The sequence below is a fragment of the Rhodococcus sp. MEB032 genome, assembly GCF_030208925.1.
Classification (GTDB): domain Bacteria; phylum Actinomycetota; class Actinomycetes; order Mycobacteriales; family Mycobacteriaceae; genus Rhodococcus_F; species Rhodococcus_F qingshengii.
On record NZ_JARVSY010000024.1, the window covers coordinates 72,310 to 90,694 of the forward strand.

15 protein-coding genes are annotated in these 18,385 nt (G+C 64.0%); 3 read left to right on the top strand and 12 right to left on the bottom strand.

From position 1 onward, the window contains the following. The first annotated feature begins 51 nt into the window (after positions 1-51). Positions 52-2,250 carry a hypothetical protein gene (locus QRN54_RS22380; protein WP_070162269.1) on the top strand — a complete coding sequence of 733 codons (2,199 nt, stop codon included), beginning with the start codon at positions 52-54 and terminating at the stop codon, positions 2,248-2,250. After that, a complete protein-coding gene (locus QRN54_RS22385) occupies positions 2,247-2,693 on the top strand; it encodes a GtrA family protein (protein ID WP_030535434.1) in 447 nt (148 codons plus the stop codon). The genes QRN54_RS22380 and QRN54_RS22385 overlap by 4 nt, the downstream gene beginning before the upstream one ends. 4 nt (positions 2,694-2,697) lie before the next feature. Here the strand turns inward: QRN54_RS22385 and QRN54_RS22390 are convergent, their stop codons facing one another. Then, positions 2,698-3,276, bottom strand: coding sequence for a TetR/AcrR family transcriptional regulator (locus QRN54_RS22390; protein WP_042450812.1), 579 nt, complete (start codon positions 3,274-3,276; stop codon positions 2,698-2,700). A gap of 68 nt (positions 3,277-3,344) precedes the next feature. On the opposite strand from QRN54_RS22390, the gene QRN54_RS22395 reads away from it, so the two are divergent. Then, entirely contained in the window at positions 3,345-3,920 is a 576-nt protein-coding gene (locus QRN54_RS22395; RefSeq protein ID WP_042450814.1) for a dihydrofolate reductase family protein, read from the top strand. On the opposite strand, the gene trmD is transcribed toward QRN54_RS22395, so the two are convergent. From trmD to smc, 11 genes are all read right to left on the bottom strand, one after another. Continuing rightward, a complete protein-coding gene (gene trmD, locus QRN54_RS22400; RefSeq protein WP_003942745.1) occupies positions 3,917-4,621 on the bottom strand; it encodes a tRNA (guanosine(37)-N1)-methyltransferase TrmD in 705 nt (234 codons plus the stop codon). The two genes, QRN54_RS22395 and trmD, sit on opposite strands and share 4 nt — an antisense overlap. Before the next feature lie 9 nt (positions 4,622-4,630). Next, positions 4,631-5,203, bottom strand: a complete 573-nt coding sequence (gene rimM, locus QRN54_RS22405; RefSeq protein ID WP_256520596.1) for a ribosome maturation factor RimM — start codon at positions 5,201-5,203, stop codon at positions 4,631-4,633. A 14-nt stretch (positions 5,204-5,217) separates the two neighbouring features. Next, positions 5,218-5,460, bottom strand: a complete 243-nt coding sequence (locus tag QRN54_RS22410; RefSeq protein ID WP_003939023.1) for an RNA-binding protein — start codon at positions 5,458-5,460, stop codon at positions 5,218-5,220. Continuing rightward, entirely contained in the window at positions 5,457-5,927 is a 471-nt protein-coding gene (gene rpsP, locus QRN54_RS22415; RefSeq protein WP_003942818.1) for a 30S ribosomal protein S16, read from the bottom strand. Before rpsP ends, QRN54_RS22410 begins: the two co-directional genes overlap by 4 nt. Before the next feature lie 209 nt (positions 5,928-6,136). Continuing rightward, positions 6,137-7,219, bottom strand: a complete 1,083-nt coding sequence (locus QRN54_RS22420) for an amidohydrolase family protein (protein ID WP_050656640.1) — start codon at positions 7,217-7,219, stop codon at positions 6,137-6,139. 3 nt (positions 7,220-7,222) lie between these two features. Then, on the bottom strand, positions 7,223-8,800 hold the full coding sequence (gene ffh / locus QRN54_RS22425; RefSeq protein WP_003942713.1) for a signal recognition particle protein: 1,578 nt from the start codon (positions 8,798-8,800) through the stop codon (positions 7,223-7,225). A gap of 115 nt (positions 8,801-8,915) precedes the next feature. After that, the gene (locus QRN54_RS22430; protein WP_003942689.1) at positions 8,916-11,423 is read right to left on the bottom strand and encodes a [protein-PII] uridylyltransferase; all 2,508 of its coding nucleotides are present in this window, start codon (positions 11,421-11,423) and stop codon (positions 8,916-8,918) included. After that, entirely contained in the window at positions 11,413-11,751 is a 339-nt protein-coding gene (locus QRN54_RS22435) for a P-II family nitrogen regulator (RefSeq protein ID WP_003942772.1), read from the bottom strand. The genes QRN54_RS22430 and QRN54_RS22435 overlap by 11 nt, the downstream gene beginning before the upstream one ends. 56 nt (positions 11,752-11,807) lie before the next feature. After that, positions 11,808-13,067, bottom strand: coding sequence for an ammonium transporter (locus tag QRN54_RS22440; protein ID WP_042450902.1), 1,260 nt, complete (start codon positions 13,065-13,067; stop codon positions 11,808-11,810). A gap of 247 nt (positions 13,068-13,314) precedes the next feature. Beyond that, positions 13,315-14,742, bottom strand: coding sequence for a signal recognition particle-docking protein FtsY (ftsY, locus tag QRN54_RS22445; protein WP_058226331.1), 1,428 nt, complete (start codon positions 14,740-14,742; stop codon positions 13,315-13,317). A gap of 42 nt (positions 14,743-14,784) precedes the next feature. Next, entirely contained in the window at positions 14,785-18,372 is a 3,588-nt protein-coding gene (smc, locus tag QRN54_RS22450; RefSeq protein ID WP_058226332.1) for a chromosome segregation protein SMC, read from the bottom strand. Positions 18,373-18,385 lie beyond the last annotated feature (13 nt).

Consider the following 18,385-nt stretch of genomic DNA (forward strand, 5'->3'; position numbering starts at 1 on the left):
CGCTCGCGTCTCCGTACGCCCCACCTGCCCTGTTAAGGTCTGGAACTCGTGGTGGAAACTCGCACTCTCGCCCGGGCAGACGTGTACAAGTGGGGCGCCGTCACGGCGATCGGTGTCATCGCCGGTTATCTGGCCGTGGTGCTCGCGAATGCTCGTCACTTCTACACCGACGACACCGAGTCCCAATACGCGCCGCTGTGGGTCATGCTCGGCCGCAGTCTGCGAGAAGGACACCTCCCGGTGCTCGTCCCCGAGAACTGGATGGCGGGCAACTACGCGATCGAGGAAGCAGGCCTTCTCAATCCACCGCAACTCCTGATCGACCTGATCGCACCGTCCTTCGACAACCTGGCGTTGTACGCGACGATCGTGAAGTTGATCTTCGCGATCATCCTTGCACTCGGCGTCTATCGGATCTGCCTCGAGTACGGCTCGAAGCCCACGTGGGCTGCCGTCGCCGGCGTCTCGATTCCGTTCACCGGTTTCCTGCTGTTCTTCGACTCGGCCAGTTGGATGACTGCCTTCACCGGCACTGCCTGGATGGTTCAGGCGTGGGCGTCGGCAATCCGCTACGCCCGAGGTAAGAGCGGTCCGATCCCGACCTTCGTGTTCTTGTATCTCGCGATGTCGGTCCAATATGTTTTCCCCGCAGTCGAATCCGGCTTGATGATCGGCGCGGTCGCAATCGGCGAAGTTGTCTATCAGCGGCGTTGGCTGCCGTCACTGCGGCTTCTGGCGGTGTCCGCGTGTGCCGCTCTGGCCGGTCTCGCGACGTATCTGCCGAGCCTGCTCACCGCGGACGTCACCTGGCGCGGTGCATCCGAAGTCAAGAACGACGCATTCCTCGCCGTCCCGTGGTCGGAATCGCTGAACGCGAGCCTGCCGAGCACGATGCCCGCGTTCACCTCGTGGTGGGGATACATCCAGACCATGCCCATGGTCTACATCGCCTGGTTCCTCATACCCGCCCTGGCATTCATCGACTGGGGCAAGGCGCGCGCCGCGGCACGCGAATTGACCGCCGTCGGGATCTTCACGGTCGCCGTCCTCATGTGGACTGCCGGGCCGAGCACGATCGGCCCACTGCGGTGGCCCGCGCGCGTACTTCCGATGGTGGCCATCGGACTCCTGCTTCTGGTGTGCATCCTGCTCGGGCGTTACGCCACGACCGACAAGTTGCGCGGGCGCTGCGTTGCAGCGGGAATCCTCGTGGGCCTGCTTCTGATTCGGTCAGCCTCGGCAGCTCCCGGGCTCGCGAAATGGCATGTGATCTCGGCCCTGCTCGTTGCCGCACTCGGCGCCGCGATGGTCTGGCTCGGCCGTACCAAAGGCACTGCTTTCGCATGCCTCGTAGCGATCGTCGCGGTCTCCCCCATCGCCTACGCCCAGGTTCGGGCCGCGCAACCAACCCCGATGAGCTGGAACCTGCCCGAATCCCGCTCGGAGATGAAAGAGGCCTTCCCCGACTTCGAAGGCACGACACTGCAACTGGGCGACCGTGCACTCATCGCCCCCGGGGACAAAACCCTCGACGGAGCGTACGGTTCCCTGGCTTTCGGCAACTACCCCAAAGACCTCGAACTGACCTATACCAGCGGCTACACTCCCAACGGGCACTTCTACTTCGGTGATCTGCTCTGCATGCGTTGGGACATGAGCGTCTGCCCCGACGCCTTTCGGCGCGCATTCACCGTCGAACCCACCACCGGCCGCACCATCGTCGACCTGATGAACGTGGACCGCGTCGTACTTCAGAACGCTCTCTACCCCGATGCACGCAAGAACCCGGCTCCCGACGGATGGAAATGGGTCGACTACCCCGGACACGAGAACTACATCTCGGTACTCGAACGCGTCGACGGCCCCGTCTCGACACGCAACGGACGCATCGCCGACGCCCACGGCGTCGAGGCTACGTCGATCGCGGAATCGAACATGTCGAGCACCCTTCGTGTCAGTTCGGAGACCGGCGGCAAGGTTGTGTTCGCACGGCTCGGCTGGCCCGGATATCGGGCAAGCATCGACGGTCAGCCTGTCCCGATCGACGTCGTCGCGAAGTCCTTTGTCACCGTGGACATTCCCGCCGGGACGAAGGACGCAGAGCTTGTCCTGACGTGGCGTCCCCCGGGATGGAAGGTCGGCGGCGCTTCGATGGTCGCCGGAGTCCTCGGACTCGGCGTGCTCGAGTGGATGTATCTGCGGACCCGACGCAAGGACGGGATCAACACCGTGAAAACCGAGTCTTCATGACCGAAGACATCGCATCACCCGAGAACCCCGGCCCACTGCTTCGGGTGGTCAAGCATCAACCCATCGCATTTGCCATTGTCGGAGTGGCTAATACGGCGATCGGATACGTGCTCTTCGTGATCTGGACACTGATCCTCGACAACAAGGATCTGTATCAAGTGGCTGTGATCGGCGCGTACTCCATCAGCGTCCTCATCGCTTTCGTTCTGCATCGGACTCTCGTTTTCCGCGTCCGCGGACATGTGGCACGCGACCTGGGAGCGTTCATCGTCGTCAATTCCGGTGGCCTGGTGCTGAATCTGATACTCGGAACAATCGCGGTGTCGATTCTGCATGCCCCGCCGCTTCCCGCCCAGGCGGTTGTCATGCTGATCGTCGCCGGTGTGAGCTTCTTCGGTCATCGATACTTCTCGTTCCGCCGCAAGCCTGCCGAACGACACTGACCTTCTACGATTCGCGGGGTAACGCTCGATCCACCGCCGCCTCGACGATCGTCCGAATATCTTCCTCTCCGAACAGGTCCGGCAATGTGAGTCGATCCAGTGCGAGCCAGTTCAGCGACAAATAGAGCAGGCGAACGGTCATCGCATCACCCGGCACGCCCGACGCCAGATGATTGGCTACGTTCAGATCGAAGTCTTCTCGGATGCGGACGGTCAGCACCGCTCGCAGGTCCGGTCGACGCGTCGCCTCCAGTCGCAACTCCATGAGCGCGAGGAAACCCGTTCCGAACGAGGTGACGCGCTCGACCACGTCGAGCATGAGCGTCACCAGGCGCTCACGATCGGTGCCGTTGACGGGATCGATCATCCCTTCGAGGTCCTCCGGAATCAGTCGCTCGTAGATCCGGCCACCCGCTTGAGTGAGCAGGTCGTCGCGATTGGAGAAGTAGTTCGACGCTGTCCCGTTCGGCACTGCCGCCTGGGCGTCGACGGCTCGAAACGTCAAGCCTCGAGCACCCTCTCGAGCCAACACCTCGATTGCCGCGTCGATCAGGGCAAGCCGGCGTTCCGGGTTCTTTCGCACTTGACATCACTCCTGACACGACCCTAAGTTAAACCACTACAAACATAGTACTACGAACGGAGCGTTATATGCGAAAGCTTGTGTACTACGTGGGAGCTTCCCTCGACGGATACATCGCGGGGCCTGGTGGCGAATTCGATTTCCTCCCGGTCTCCGAACAGATCACGGCCTGGATATGCGATCGATATCCTGAAACCGTGCCAACGCATGTGCGGCCCGCTCTCGGAATCGAGGACGCGCCCAACAGGACCTTCGACACGGTCGTCATGGGCCGCGGCTCCTACGAGCCCGGGCTGGCCGCCGGAGTGAAAAGCCCCTTCGCGCACCTGCGTCAGTTCGTCGTCTCCACAACCATCCCTGACGCCGAGGATCCCCCCGTCACCATCGTTCGCGCCGATCCGCTTGGGGTAGTCAGATCTCTGAAAGAGGAAGAAGGACAAGATATCTGGCTGTGTGGCGGCGGAACTCTCGCCGGCGAACTACTACCGGAGATCGACGAGTTGATCATCAAGAGGTATCCGGTAGTCGCCGGCGCAGGCATACCGATGATCAGAGGTAACTTCGAGCCGACACCGTTCACACCGACTGCAACCGAATCGCTCGACGACGGCGCAAGCATCACCTGGTTGAAGCGAAATACCTAAGGAAGAAGATCCGGTCGACGCTCGGCCGTGCGCTGCAGCGACTGCTCATGGCGCCACGCTTTGATCTTCGCGTGATCACCGGAGAGAAGCACCGGCGGAACTTCGAGGTCGCGCCACACAGCCGGGCGAGTGTAGCTAGGCCCTTCGAGAAGGCCGTCGGAAAACGAATCCTCTTGGTGTGAAAGCTGATTGCCGAGAACGCCGGGCATCAGTCGCACGACAGCCTCGACCATCACCAGCACGGCTGCTTCGCCGCCGATCAGGACGTAATCGCCGATGCTGACTTCTTCGACTCTGACCCGCTTGGCGGCGTCGTCGAAAACCCGTTGATCGATACCTTCGTATCGGCCGCAGGCGAAGACGAGGTGCTTGGCGTTGGACCAGCGGTGCGCGGTCTCCTGGGTGAACGGAACGCCGGCGGGAGTGGGCACCACCAGAATGGTCTCGGCATCATCGGGGCCGGAAGAATCGGAGCGCCCGATCACGTCGTCCAGTGCCGGGCCCCATACGGTGGGTTTCATGACCATGCCGGGTCCGCCGCCATACGGGGAATCGTCGACGGCTTTGTGCACGTCATGGGTCCACGACCGAAGATCGTGGACGTCGACCGAGATCAAGCCACGTTCGATTGCCTTGCCCAGCAAGGCAGCACGAAGCGGTTCGAGATACTCGGGAAAGATGGTGACGACGTCGAGACGCATAACAAACGATCAGTCGTTGTCTGAGTTCGAATTGTCGCTGTTCGACTTGTCGCCGAAGTCCGGGTCGAGCAGTCCCTCGGGAGGCTCGATCACCACGACACCGTCGGCGATCGACACCGAGGTGACGATGGCTGCGACAAACGGGATCAGCAATTCACCGGACGTCTCACCGGCGCGGCGAATAGAGAGCAATTCGCCTGCGGCGGAATGCAATACCTCGATGACCGAACCGACCTCGGCACCGTCCGTGAGGACGACCTTCAGTCCTTCGAGTTCGTGATCGTAGAACTCGTCCGGATCATCCGAAGGCTCGAGTTCGGAACTGTCGATGACAAACAGTGTGCCGCGCAACGCATCTGCGTCGCCACGGTCACTGACGCCTTCGAGGCGCAGCAGAAGCCGCCCGGAATGATCCCGGGCGGCTTCCACTGTGTACGACTTCAGTGTGGACTCGCGCGGCTTGCGCCCACGCAGCACGGAACCTACGGCAAAACGATCCTCGGGCTCGTCTGTACGAACCTCGACTACCAATTCACCTTTGATGCCATGCGACTTCGCGACACGACCGACTACGAGTTCCACCTGTTTACTGCCGTCTACTGATCGGTGTCGACGACATCAACACGGATACCGCGGCCACCGATGCCGGAGACCAAGGTCCGCAGAGCGGTCGCAGTGCGACCACCCCGACCGATGACCTTGCCGAGATCGTCTGGGTGCACGTGCACCTCGACGGTCCGTCCCCGACGTCCGGTGATCAGCTCGACGCGCACATCGTCGGGATTGGCGACGATGCCACGCACGAGATGCTCTACCGCATCAGCGACGACGGCACTCACTTGTCAGCAGCCTCGGCGTCTGCAGCGGGAGCCTCGGCGTCAGCCGCGGTGTCTTCTGCCTTGGCCTCGTCAGCCTTTGCAGCCTTCTTCTTCTTGGGGGTGATTGCTTCTGCAACCGGCTCGTTCTCGGCCTGCGCGAGCGCAGCCTGGAAGAGCTCGAGCTTGGTGGGCTTGGCTTCCTTGACGCGCAGGGTGCCTTCGGTGCCCGGCAGGCCCTTGAACTTCTGCCAGTCACCGGTGATCTTGAGGAGTGCCTCGACGGGCTCGGTGGGCTGTGCGCCCACGGACAGCCAGTACTGAGCGCGCTCGGAATCGATGTCGATCAGCGAGGGCTCTTCCTTGGGGTGGTACTTGCCGATGGTCTCGATCGCACGGCCGTCACGACGGGTGCGCGAGTCGGCGATGACAACGCGGTACTGAGCGTTGCGGATCTTGCCGAGGCGGGTGAGCTTGATTTTGACAGCCACAGCTGCAGTTCTCCTTCAGCGCGCACAACAGTGCTGCGCATGTCACGTGCAATTCAGCGACCCACACGATTTGTGAGCCCGGTTTTGCCTCTATCCTGTGACCGTCGCAGCGGTACGTAACCGGTTGCGACGAACAATGGTCCATTGTGCCAGATGGGTGGGCTCGTTCGGAAACCACCCTGTGCGCGCTTCGAGAGTGCGGGGACTCCCTAACCACTCACGGGGGTTCCGCGGAGGATCACACGCATCGGCTTCGCGAGCACATCGGGGTTTCCGCGCGGATCTTCGGAATAAACCACCAGGTCGGCGGGCGCTCCTTCTTCGATCCCCTGCGCACCCAGCCAACTCCGCGCGTCCCAGCAGGCTGCGCCCAGCGCCTGATGCGCCGTCAAACCGGCAACTTCGAGTTCGGCGATCTCGTCGGCGATCCGCCCGTGCCTGATCGATCCGCCGGCATCCGTTCCGGCATAGATCGGAATCCCGGCCTCGTGAGCGGCACCGATCGTCCGATGTCGACGAGCGTGCAGATCCCGCATGTGCGCCGCGTAGATCGGATACCGCGTGGCAGAGTCCGCGATCTCGGGGAAAGTTGCGATGTTGATCAGCGTCGGAACCAAGGCCGTGCCGTGAGCGACCATCAACTCGATGGTCGCGTCCGTCAATCCGGTGCCGTGCTCGATGCAGTCGATGCCGGCGTTGATCAGGCCGGGCAGAGCATCCTCGGCAAAGACGTGAGCGGTGACCCTTGCGCCTTCGGCATGGGCGGCAGCGATGGCCTCGACCAGAATCTCGTCGCTCCACAACGGGGCGAGGTCACCGATGGAACGATCGATCCAGTCCCCGACGAGCTTGACCCAACCGTCACCGGCGCGTGCCTGACGCACCACCTCGGCCGGCAACTGAGATTCGTCGTCCAGGTCGACCGGCAGGCCCGGGATGTACCGCTTCGGTGCTGCGATGTGCTGGCCTGCGCGAATGATCCGCGGCAGATCGAGGCGCTCGTCGATGAACCTGGTGTCGACCGGCGATCCGGCGTCGCGGAGCAACAGCACGCCCGCGTCACGTTCGGTCTTCGCCTGCCCCAGCAAGCCGTCGACGGTTTCGCCCCCGCCACCGCCGTAGCGGATACCGACGTGACAGTGCGCATCCACGAGACCCGGTGTGATCCAACCCGATTCGACGATCGTCTCCGCACCGGACACCGGCTCGAAGGAAATCAGCCCGTCGACGATCCACAATTCGATCGGCTCGGCATCGGGCAGACCGATACCCCGCAGATGAAGCGCAGCCACCGACTACTTCTTGGGCAGCTTGAGCTGGGAGAGATCGATGCCTTCCAGTCCGGGCGGCAACTGATCGAGACCCTTGGGCATGTTCGACAGGTCGGGCATGCCAGCCGGCATTCCGCCGGGCATACCCGGGAATCCGCCCATGCCGGGGAATCCTCCGCGCATCTTGGGCTGCGTCGGGCCCTTGCCGCCCTTCTTGCCCTTCTTGCCCTTCTTGCTGCGAACCTGCTTACGCGCGCCGGGCATACCCATACGGCCGGCCATGGCAGCCATCATCTTGCGGGCTTCGAAGAAACGGTCCACCAACTGGTTGACGTCGGAAACCTTGACGCCCGAACCGTTCGCGATGCGCAGTCGGCGTGAGGCGTTGATGATCTTCGGATCGTCGCGCTCGGCCGGCGTCATACCGCGGATGATGGCCTGAATGCGATCGAGTTGCTTCTCGTCGACGTTGGCCAGCGCGTCCTTCATGCCGCCGGCACCCGGCAACATACCGAGGAGGTTGCCGATCGGGCCCATCTTGCGGACGGCCATCATCTGATCGAGGAAGTCTTCGAGGGTGAGCTGACCGGAACCGATCTTCGCTGCGGTCGCTTCGGCCTGATCGGCGTCGAAAACCTGCTCGGCCTGCTCGATGAGGCTCAGGACATCGCCCATACCGAGGATCCGGCTGGCCATGCGATCGGGATGGAAGACGTCGAAGTCTTCGAGCTTCTCGCCGGTGGACGCGAAGAGGATCGGCTGGCCGGTGACCTCGCGGACGCTCAGCGCGGCACCACCGCGGGCGTCGCCGTCGAGCTTGGTGAGGACGACACCGGTGATGCCGACTCCCTCACGGAACGCGTCGGCCGTGCTGACCGCGTCCTGACCGATCATGGCGTCGAGGACGAAGATGGTCTCGTCCGGGTTGACGGCGTCACGGATACCGGCGGCCTGCGCCATCAGCTCCGAGTCGATACCGAGGCGACCGGCGGTGTCGACGATCACGACGTCGTAATGCTTGTTGCGTGCTTCTTCGACGCCGGCGCGGGCGACCTCGACGGGGTCGGCTGCGGACACGCCCAGTGCGTTCTCGCCGCCGCCGATGGAGGTACCGGGATGCGGCGCGAAGACTGCCGCGCCCGCACGCTCACCGACGATCTGAAGCTGAGTGACGGCGCCGGGACGCTGAAGGTCACAGGCGACGAGGAGGGGCGTGTGCCCCTGATCCTTGAGCCACTTGGCCAACTTTCCGGCCAGCGTGGTCTTACCGGAACCCTGCAGACCGGCCAACATGATGACCGTCGGCGGAGTCTTGGCGAACTGCAGTCGACGAGTTTCGCCGCCGAGAACCTCGACAAGCTCTTCGTTGACGATCTTGACGACCTGCTGAGCCGGGTTCAGTGCACCCGAGACCTCGGCGCCCTTGGCGCGTTCCTTGATCTTGGCGATGAAGCTGCGCACTACGGGAAGCGCTACGTCGGCCTCGAGCAGGGCAAGGCGGATCTCGCGGGCCGTAGCGTCGATGTCGGCGCCGGACAGACGACCCTTGCCACGCAGATCCTTGAGAGATCCGGTCAATCTGTCGGAAAGGGATTCGAACACCGAGTGCGCTCCTGAAGGTCGTGCGAGTTAGCCGTGGATATTCTCGGGCACCAGCCTAGCCGCTACGCCCGCACCGATCCCAGCCGATGCGGGCGTAACTGCCGAAACCGGTCCGTCAATCCTCTTTCTTCTTGGGTTGTGGCACCGGAACCACCGCCAGCACCGCCTCCTCGACGCGCTCTCGCGCCGCGCGGGTATCGGCCTCACCGAAGTCGAGGCAGAACGCGTCGACCACCGAGGAACCCAAGGTGGCGACCTTCGCCCACCGGATGTCGGCTCCACTGTGTTCGAGTGCTGCGGCCAGTCGGCAGAGCAGGCCGACGCGGTCCTCGGTACGCAATTCGAGGATCGCCTGACCGTCACCGGGCGCGTCGAACCAGATGACCCGCGGTGGCGCCTGCGCATAGAGCACCGGAACCGCGGAATCCTTGTTGGTCTGGATCGGGTCGTCCCACTGCTCTGCCCGTGCCTCCTCGTCCTTCGCGTCGAGAAGTTCGAGCAAATTCAGTTCACCGGCCGAAGCCCGGATCAATTCCTGCCGGAGCAGCACCGCCTGCGGGGGTGTGCCGAACCTCGGCGTCACGACAAACGAGTTGACCGCCGAACCTGCATGCGACCCCAGCGATGCGGAATGCACCCGCAAGGACTGCAGCGCCAGAACTCCGGCAGCCCGAGACAGCAGCCCGGGAGCGTCGGGCGCGATGACGGTCACGACGTAGGTGTGCGCATTCTCGGCCGGAACGAGCGAGACGTGAACCCCGCCCTCCTCGGCGATGGCCAATTGCTCGGGAGCGAGTGGATCGGGTTGCGGGAGCTCCTCCCCTGCCATCAGCAAACGACAACGACGCACCAGCTCGCCGATCAACGACGACTTCCAGTCGCCCCAGACACCAGGCCCGGTGGCCAGCGAATCCGCTTCCGCCAACGAATGCAGGAGATCGAGAAGGGTCCCGTCTCCCTCGAGTGCGTCGACCACTCGCTGCACCGTTGCCGGATCGTCGAGGTCGCGACGGGTGGCGGTTTCCGGCAACAGCAAGTGGTAGCGCACCATCGCCGTCAACGTCGCGACGTCGGAAGGCCAGAGTCCCAAGCGATTTCCGATCGCGGTGGCCAATTCGGCACCGACGACGCTGTGGTCTCCCCCTCGCCCCTTCCCGATGTCGTGGATCAACGCACCGAGCATGAGCAGATCCGGCCGAGCGACGCGAGTGGTGAATCCGCTTGCATACGCGGCGGTTTCGACCAGGTGCCGATCCACCGTCCACGTGTGGACGGCGTCGCGCGGCGGAAGATCGCGAATGGTCCCCCACTCCGGCAGGAGTCGACCCCAGAGCCCGGTCCGGTCCATCGCCTCGATCACCGGAACCGCACGCGATCCGGAACCCAGCACGACCAAGAGATCGTTGACTGCATTTTTCGGCCACGGCTCACGCAATTCGGGGGCATTGTCTGCCAAGCGATTGAGCGTCGACGCGGAGATCGGCATGCCGTTGGTGGCCGCCGCTGCCGCGACCCGCATCACCAGACCGGGATCCTTCTTCGGTCTCGCATCGCGCGCCAGAACTACTTCGCCGGCATGCTCGACGACGCCCTCGTCCAGTGGCCGTCGCACCGGCGCGCGACGCAGCCGCGACAAACCACGCCGGGGCAAGGAGTTTCCGGCGGTACGGATACCGACGTCGACCGAATAGCTGATGGTGCGCGCCGATTCGCTGAGAAGGCGGGCCAGATCGAAGCGATCACCGATCCGTAGCGCCGCACCGATCTCGTCGGCGTCCTGTGCTCGCAGTTGGTCGCGGGCGCGACCGGCAACGCGGTGAAGTTCGGTGCGCACGTCGAGCAACCGCCTGTGCGCAAGTGCCAGACCCCCGCCGGGCGAGTTGGGTCCCAGCCCCGGCATCCCGTCGGTCAATTGCGCGATGGACAGGGCGTTGAGCAGTTGGACGTCTCGCAGCCCGCCACGACCGCTCTTGAGATCCGGTTCGGCGCGATGGGCGATCTCGCCGCTGCGCTCCCACCTCGTACGGGTCTGGGTGATCAATTCGTCGAATCGGCTGCGGATGTCCATGCGCCACTGTCGACGGACACCACTGATCAACAGGTTGCTCAGCTCCACGTCGCCGGCAATGTGGCGTGCTTCGAGCATTCCGAGTGCCGCCGTCATGTCGGTGGCCGCAACCTGAAGCGCCTGCGGAAGCGTCCGCACGCTGTGGTCGAGTTTGATGTGCGCGTCCCACAGCGGGTACCACAGGCTGTCCGCGACCTGGGCCACGACTGCTGGGTCCATGTCGTCGTGCAGCAGAATCAGATCGAGATCGGAATACGGCAACAGTTCGCGTCGGCCGAGACCACCCACGGCGACGATGGCAAACCCACAATCCGGTTTGATGCCCAGTTCGGTCCCCTTGGTGGTCAACCAGAATTCGTGCAGATCGACCAGTGCATGTCGCAGCGCGGGGGCGTCGAGCCTCCTGTTCTTGACGCCTCCGGTGAGTAGGGCCTTGCGTGCGCGGGCCAGGTCCGCAGCTTCGTCGGATCCCCCTGACGAGACCGGCCCTGGCCCCGTCGCTTTCGCGACGGAACCAGGGCCGAAGTTCTCGGACCCTTTCGGGTCAGAGTGCATCGCCACCGCGTTCCCCGGTGCGAACCCGGATGACCGACTCGACTGGCGAGACCCACACCTTGCCGTCACCGATCTTGCCGGTTCGAGCGGCCTCGACGATCACCTCGACCACCTTGTCCACGGCCGCGTCGTCGACGACGACCTCGACCCGGACCTTGGGTACGAAGTCCACGGAATACTCCGCACCTCGGTACACCTCGGTGTGGCCCTTCTGTCGGCCGTAGCCCTGAACTTCGCTGACTGTCATACCCAGCACTCCGGCCTGCTCGAGTCCGGTCTTGACGTCCTCGAGCGTGAACGGCTTGACGATTGCTGTGATCAGCTTCATGTGCTCATCCCTTTCCAAACTCTGAAGTGCCTGAATTCACTTTAATCACGTGCTGATCACGCGAGGTCGTATGCGGTCTCTGCGTGTTCGGTCTCATCGATGCCGCGTGCCTCGTCCTCGGCCGAGATTCGCCAGCCCAGGGGCTTGAGTGCGAAGCCGATGATCGTTGTCAGAACGCCGGTGAAGACGAGTGCTGCGAGTGCGATCACGATCTGAACCACCAGTTGCTTGTAGTCGCCGCCGTAGAAGAGGCCGGTTGCGGTGCCGAAGAATCCGATACCGATCGTGCCCCACAGGCCGGAGACAAGGTGAACACCGACGACGTCGAGCGAGTCGTCGAAGCCGAAGCGGAACTTCAGGCCGACTGCGAGAGCGGACAGGATGCCGGCTACTGCGCCGAGGAAGATGGAACCGACCGGGTTGAGCGCACCGGCAGCAGGGGTGATGGCGACCAGACCGGCGACCGCACCGGAAGCTGCGCCGAGGCTGGTGGCGTGGCCGTCACGAATACGCTCGGTAGCGAGCCAGGCCAGGACTGCGGCGCACGTCGCGGTGGTCGTGTTGACCCAGGCGAGACCGGCGTTACCGTCGGCGGCGAATGCCGAGCCGGCGTTGAAGCCGAACCAACCGAACCAGAGGAGTGCGGCGCCGAGCATCACGAAGGGCAGGTTGTGCGGACGGAAGGCGGTCTTGCCGAAGCCGAGACGCTTGCCGACGATGAGTGCGAGGACCAGACCGGCCATACCCGCGTTGATGTGAACGACTGTGCCACCGGCGAAGTCGATCGGAGCGACGTTGGCGACGGTGACTCCGTCGTCGTTGACCGTGGTGCCGAAGAGCTTTGCCGCGATGCCGTCCTCGGAACCCGAGAGGAGTCCGCCGCCCCACACCATGTGTGCGAGCGGGAAGTAGACGACGGTGACCCAGATACCCGAGAACAGGAGCCAGGTGCCGAACTTGACCCGCTCGGCCAGGGCACCACTGATGAGGGCGGTGGTGATGATCGCGAATGTCACCTGGAACGCGATGTCGATGACGTTGGGGTAGCCCCAGGCGCCGGCGATGAAGTTGCCGTCAGCATCGGTGATGCTGTTCTTGAGGCCGAAGAACTCGAACGGGTTGGCAAAAATGCCCCCGATGTTCTCGGTGCCGTAGGACATCGACCATCCCCACAGAACGTAGATGACGCCGATGACGGCCATGGCCCCGAAGGACATCATCATCATGTTCAGGACGGACTTGGACCGAGACATCCCGCCGTAGAAGAAAGCGAGGCCGGGTGTCATCAGCAAGACCAGAGATGCAGCCATCAGCATCCATGCGGCGTTACCGGAGTTCGCCAACAAATCGTCGGTACTCACTTACTACCTCCTAGTCGCACGTGCCGGGCAGCACGTCGTTAAGGAGAAGAGTGCTGGGCTGGTGTTTCGTCCATGGCGCTGTCGCGTTTCGCAGACGTGAACCAATTGCCCAACTTTGTTGCAAACAGGTTTCGCCAGGGGGTTCTACCAACCCTGTGCGCCTTTTCGGTAGTTCGCGCTACCAAAAAGGCGCACGGGGGCGTCAGCCCAGGAGGGCGTCGACGAACGCACCCGGCTCGAAGGGCGCCAGGTCGTCGGCACCTTCACCGAGACCGACCAACTTCACCGGCACACCCAGTTCATGCTGAACCTGGAAGACGATTCCGCCCTTGGCGGTTCCGTCCAGCTTGGTCAGTACGACGCCGGTGATGTCCACGACCTCCGCGAACACTCGAGCCTGCGCCAATCCGTTCTGGCCGACCGTCGCATCGAGAACCAGCAGAACGTCGTCGACCGAGGCCTTCTTCTCGATAACCCGCTTGACCTTGCCGAGCTCGTCCATCAGACCGGTCTTGGTGTGCAGACGGCCGGCGGTGTCGATCAGGACCACGTCGACGCCGTCCGCGATGCCCCGTGAGACCGCGTCGAAGGCAATCGCAGCGGGATCGCCACCCTCCTTGCCACGAACAACTTCAGCGCCGACACGCTCGGCCCACGTCTGGAGCTGATCGGCGGCGGCCGCGCGGAACGTGTCCGCGGCACCGAGCACGACGCGACGACCGTCGGCGACGAGCACGCGAGCCAACTTGCCGGTGGTCGTTGTCTTGCCGGTCCCGTTGACGCCGACGACGAGCAGAACAGCCGGGTGATCATCATGCGGCAACGCGCGGATGGAGCGGTCCAGTTCGGGACGCAGTTCGGCGATCAACACCTCGCGCAGAAGGGCGCGGGCGGCAGCCTCGGTCCGGACGCTGCGGGCCGCCATCTGCTCACGAAGCTTCGTGACGACCTTTTCCGTGGTCGCGGAGCCGAGGTCTGCGATGAGGAGGGTGTCCTCGACTTCTTCCCACGAATCCTCGTCCAGATCGCCGCCACCGAGCAGACCCAGCAAGCTCTTGCCGACTGCTGACTGCGAGCGGGAAAGGCGCCCGCGCAATCGGTCCAGCCGACCCTCGGTCGGGTCGATCTCGTCCAGCACGCGCGGTGCAGGCTCGACGGGTTCGGGAACGACAACAGGTTCGGGAACGACAGGTTCTTCGACAACAGGTTCTGCTACCGCTGGTTCTTCTACGACCGGCTTTTCGATTACCGGCTCTTCGACAACCGGTTCCTCGACAACAGCGGGTTCTTCGACAACCGGCTCCTCGACAACGGCCGGCTTCTCCGCAACAGGTTCTTCGACGATCGGCTTTTCGACGACAGGTTCTTCGACGACGGGCGGCTTCTCGGCGACCGGAGGTGTCGGAACCACCGGAGGTGGCGCCGTTGCCGTCGACCCCTGACTGAAGTTGAACCCGCCACCGGCCTTGTAGCCGCCTGACTTGTCCTTCTCGGGGGCGCCGAGCTCCGGCTTCGTCTCGGGTGCCTTCAGCGATACCTGCCCCTTGCGGTAGCGCAGGAATCCGGCAACGAGAACGACGAGTAGTACGGCCGCTACAGCCGCGATGATGATCCAAGCCTGGGTAGTCACCGGCCCATTGTTTCAGGCTCCGACCCGGAAAGTGAGCAGGGCTTACGCCGAGGCCATGTCTTGACCGCGAAGTCGCTGCGAAATCACGGTGGTGATGCCGTCGCCGCGCATGCTGACGCCGTACAACGCATCGGCGATTTCCATCGTCGGTTTCTGGTGAGTGATCACGATCAACTGCGACTTCTCCCGCAATTGTTCGAAGAGTCCGATCAGCCGCCGCAGGTTGGTGTCGTCCAACGCCGCCTCGACTTCGTCCATCACGTAGAACGGGGACGGGCGTGCCCGGAAGATCGCGACCAGCATGGCCACCGCGGTCAACGACTTCTCGCCGCCCGACAGCAACGACAACCGCTTGACCTTCTTACCGGGCGGACGCGCCTCGACTTCGATGCCGGTGGTGAGCATGTCCGAGGGATCGGTGAGGACCAGCCGCCCTTCTCCCCCGGGGAACAATTTCTCGAACACTCCCACGAACTCACGCTCGACGTCGGCATAGGCCTCGGTGAACACCTGCAGTATTCGTGCGTCGACGTCTGCGACCACAGCAAGAAGGTCCTTGCGTGCGGTCTTGACGTCCTCGAGCTGAGTGGAGAGGAAGGTGTACCGCTCCTCGAGAGCTGCGAATTCTTCGAGCGCCAGCGGATTGACCTTGCCGAGGGTGGCGAGGTCCTTCTCGGCCCGCTTGGCGCGCCGTTCCTGAGTCGCGCGGTCGTACGGAAGCGGAGCGGGGGCGGTGACCTGCTCCCCACGCTCCTTGGCCTGCTCGTACTCCTCGATTTCGAGAGCGGTCGGCGGCAGTTCGACCTCGGGCCCGTACTCGGCGATCAGATCGTCGAGGCCGATACCGTACTGATCGAGGATCGACTCCTCGAGTTGTTCGATGCGCAGCGCTGCCTGCGCCTTCGCTACCTCGTCGCGATGGACGGCGTCGGTGAGCGAAGCGAGTTGTCCGGTCAGTGCTCGGACTGTCTCGCGGACCTGATCCAGCTTGGCCGTGCACTCGGCGCGGGCCCGAGCCAACTCGTCACGGTGGGCAAGAGCCGCGGCGACGACGGTCTCGAGTTCGACCGCCACGCGCTGTCCCGATTCGGCGACGGCAGCTGCGACCTCCGCAGCGTGCGCCCTGGCGCGCAGAGCCCGTTCGGCGCGGATCCGCGCTTCTCGTTCGGCGGCCGCGGCACGGCGAAGCGAATCAGCCTTTCCGCGAACGGATTCCGCACGTTCTTCGGCGGTTCGTACGGCAAGGCGAGCATCCATTTCGACGATGCGCACTTCGGCGAGCGCTGCTGCGGCCATTTCACGATCGGCAGCGGTCGATTCCGCGCCGTGTCCCGGCGCACTGCCGTCGGTTTCGGCGACGCGCAGACGTTCCTCCAGATCCGCGAGCTTTGTCAGCGACTCCCCGCGGCCCTCCTCGGCACGCACTCGCTGGGCGGTCAAACGCTCGGATTCCGCGTGGGCGACTCGTGCTGCCTGCCCCAATCTGCCCAACTGCTCGTAGATGGCGGACATGGCGGCGTCCGACTCGTTGAGCGCTGCCAAAGTTTGCTCCGCGGTCTCGCGTCGAGCGGCCTGTTCGGCCAGAGCGCCGGACAGCGCCGCGTCGAGTTCCTCGGATCGGCTCTCCGTTGCCGCCAGTTCCGCTGCTGACGCGTCGATCGCCGCCTGCACCTCGAGCGTGCTCGGTTGCCGATCCGAGCCACCGATCATCCACCCCGAACCGTGCAGATCGCCGGAACGCGTCACTGCACGAATTCCCTTGCGGTCAGCAACAACTCGAATCGCGTCATCGAGAGTCTCGACCAGGACGACGCCATCGAGGATGGCGGTCAATCCGGCACGCAACTCGTCAGGGCAGTCGATGACGTCGACGGCCGGACGACTACCCGGCACGATCTCGGCCTCGCGCTTGATCGCCGGTTCACCGCTCACGATCAGTGATGCACGTCCACCGTCCTGATCGGCCAGTGCTGTGACAGCGGAGCGAGCCGAGTCCAGCGACTGCGCCACGACGGCGTCCGCCGCCGGCCCCATCGCGGCAGCGATCGCAGCTTCGTAGCCGGGTTCGACGTGAATCAATCCGACCAGCGAGGTGATGCCGTCGTCGCCGCGGTGTTCGAGCAGCCAGCCGCCACCGTCCTTGCGCTGCAAACCCATCGACAGTGCCTCGATGCGCGCCCGGAGCGAAGCGATGCGTTGCCCGCTCGTTTTTTCTTCCTCACGAAGCTCTTCGACGCGCGCGTCGATCATCTCGAGAGCCTCGATGGCGCGTTCGTGATTGGTATCGAGGCCGACTTCACCGGCGTCGAGGTCCCCGATGCTTTCTTGCACCGTGTCGAACTCGGCCTGTGCGGCATCGCCACGCAGACGAGCCTCGTCGATCGCCTCGGTCAGCCGAGACACTTCCGCGTCGACGGATTCGACGCGGGTACGCAGAGTGTCGACCTGACCGGAGAGTCGAGCAAGACCTTCACGGCGGTCGGCGACGGCACGAACTTCTGCCATGTGCGCCCGTTCCGCTTCTGCTGCAGCATCTTCGGTGGCTGCGAGCTGGTCCCGAGCAGCTTCCGACGCCGCTCGCGCGATTTCGACGCCTTCGAGGAGTTCGGCCTCCTCGGCAGCAAGACGTTCGGCGCGCGCCTCCATCTCGTCCGGGTCCTGGCCGCGGTTGCCGACGGGTTCGGAGTCGAGATGACGCGCACGCTCGCGGGCGATGCGCACGGTGGCGTTGACGCGTTCGGCAAGCGCGGAAAGCTGGAACCAACTCTGCGCAGCCGCTTCCGATCCCGGAGTCAGACGAGCGAGAGCTTGCTCCTGGCGCCCGAGTTCGAGGTTGGCCTCGTCGAGCGCAGCCGCCACCTGGTTGTGCTGTTCACGGGCCGCTTTCTCGTCCTGCGCCTGGTCGTTCAACTGGTTTCGACGGGTCACCAGATCGTCAGCGGCCAGACGCATCTTTGCATCACGCAGGTCAGCCTGGACCGTCTGTGCTCGCCGAGCGACCTCGGCTTGGCGTCCCAGCGGTTTGAGTTGCCGACGCAGTTCCGCGGTGAGGTCACTGAGGCGAGCGAGATTGGCCTGCATGGAATCGAGTTTGCGCACCGCTTTTTCCTTGCGGCGGCGATGTTTGAGGACTCCCGCGGCTTCTTCGATGAAGGCGCGTCGATCTTCGGGACGGGATTCGAGGATCGCGGCGAGCCGTCCCTGCCCGACGATGACATGCATTTCGCGGCCGATGCCGGAGTCGCTGAGCAGTTCCTGGACGTCCATCAGACGGCAGGACGAGCCGTTGATCTCGTACTCCCCCGCACCGTCGCGGAACATCCGGCGCGTGATCGACACCTCGGAGTACTCGATCGGGAGCGCCCCGTCGGCGTTGTCGATGGTCAAGGTCACCTCGGCGCGGCCCAGCGGCGCGCGGCCGGAGGTGCCGGCAAAGATGACATCTTCCATCTTGCCGCCGCGCAGGGCCTTGGCGCCCTGCTCGCCCATCACCCAGGTCAACGCATCGACGACGTTGGATTTACCCGAGCCGTTCGGGCCGACCACACAGGTAATTCCCGGCTCGAACCGAAGAGTCGTTGCCGACGCAAAGGATTTGAATCCCTTGAGTGTCAGACTCTTGAGGTGCATGGGGGGAAACTTT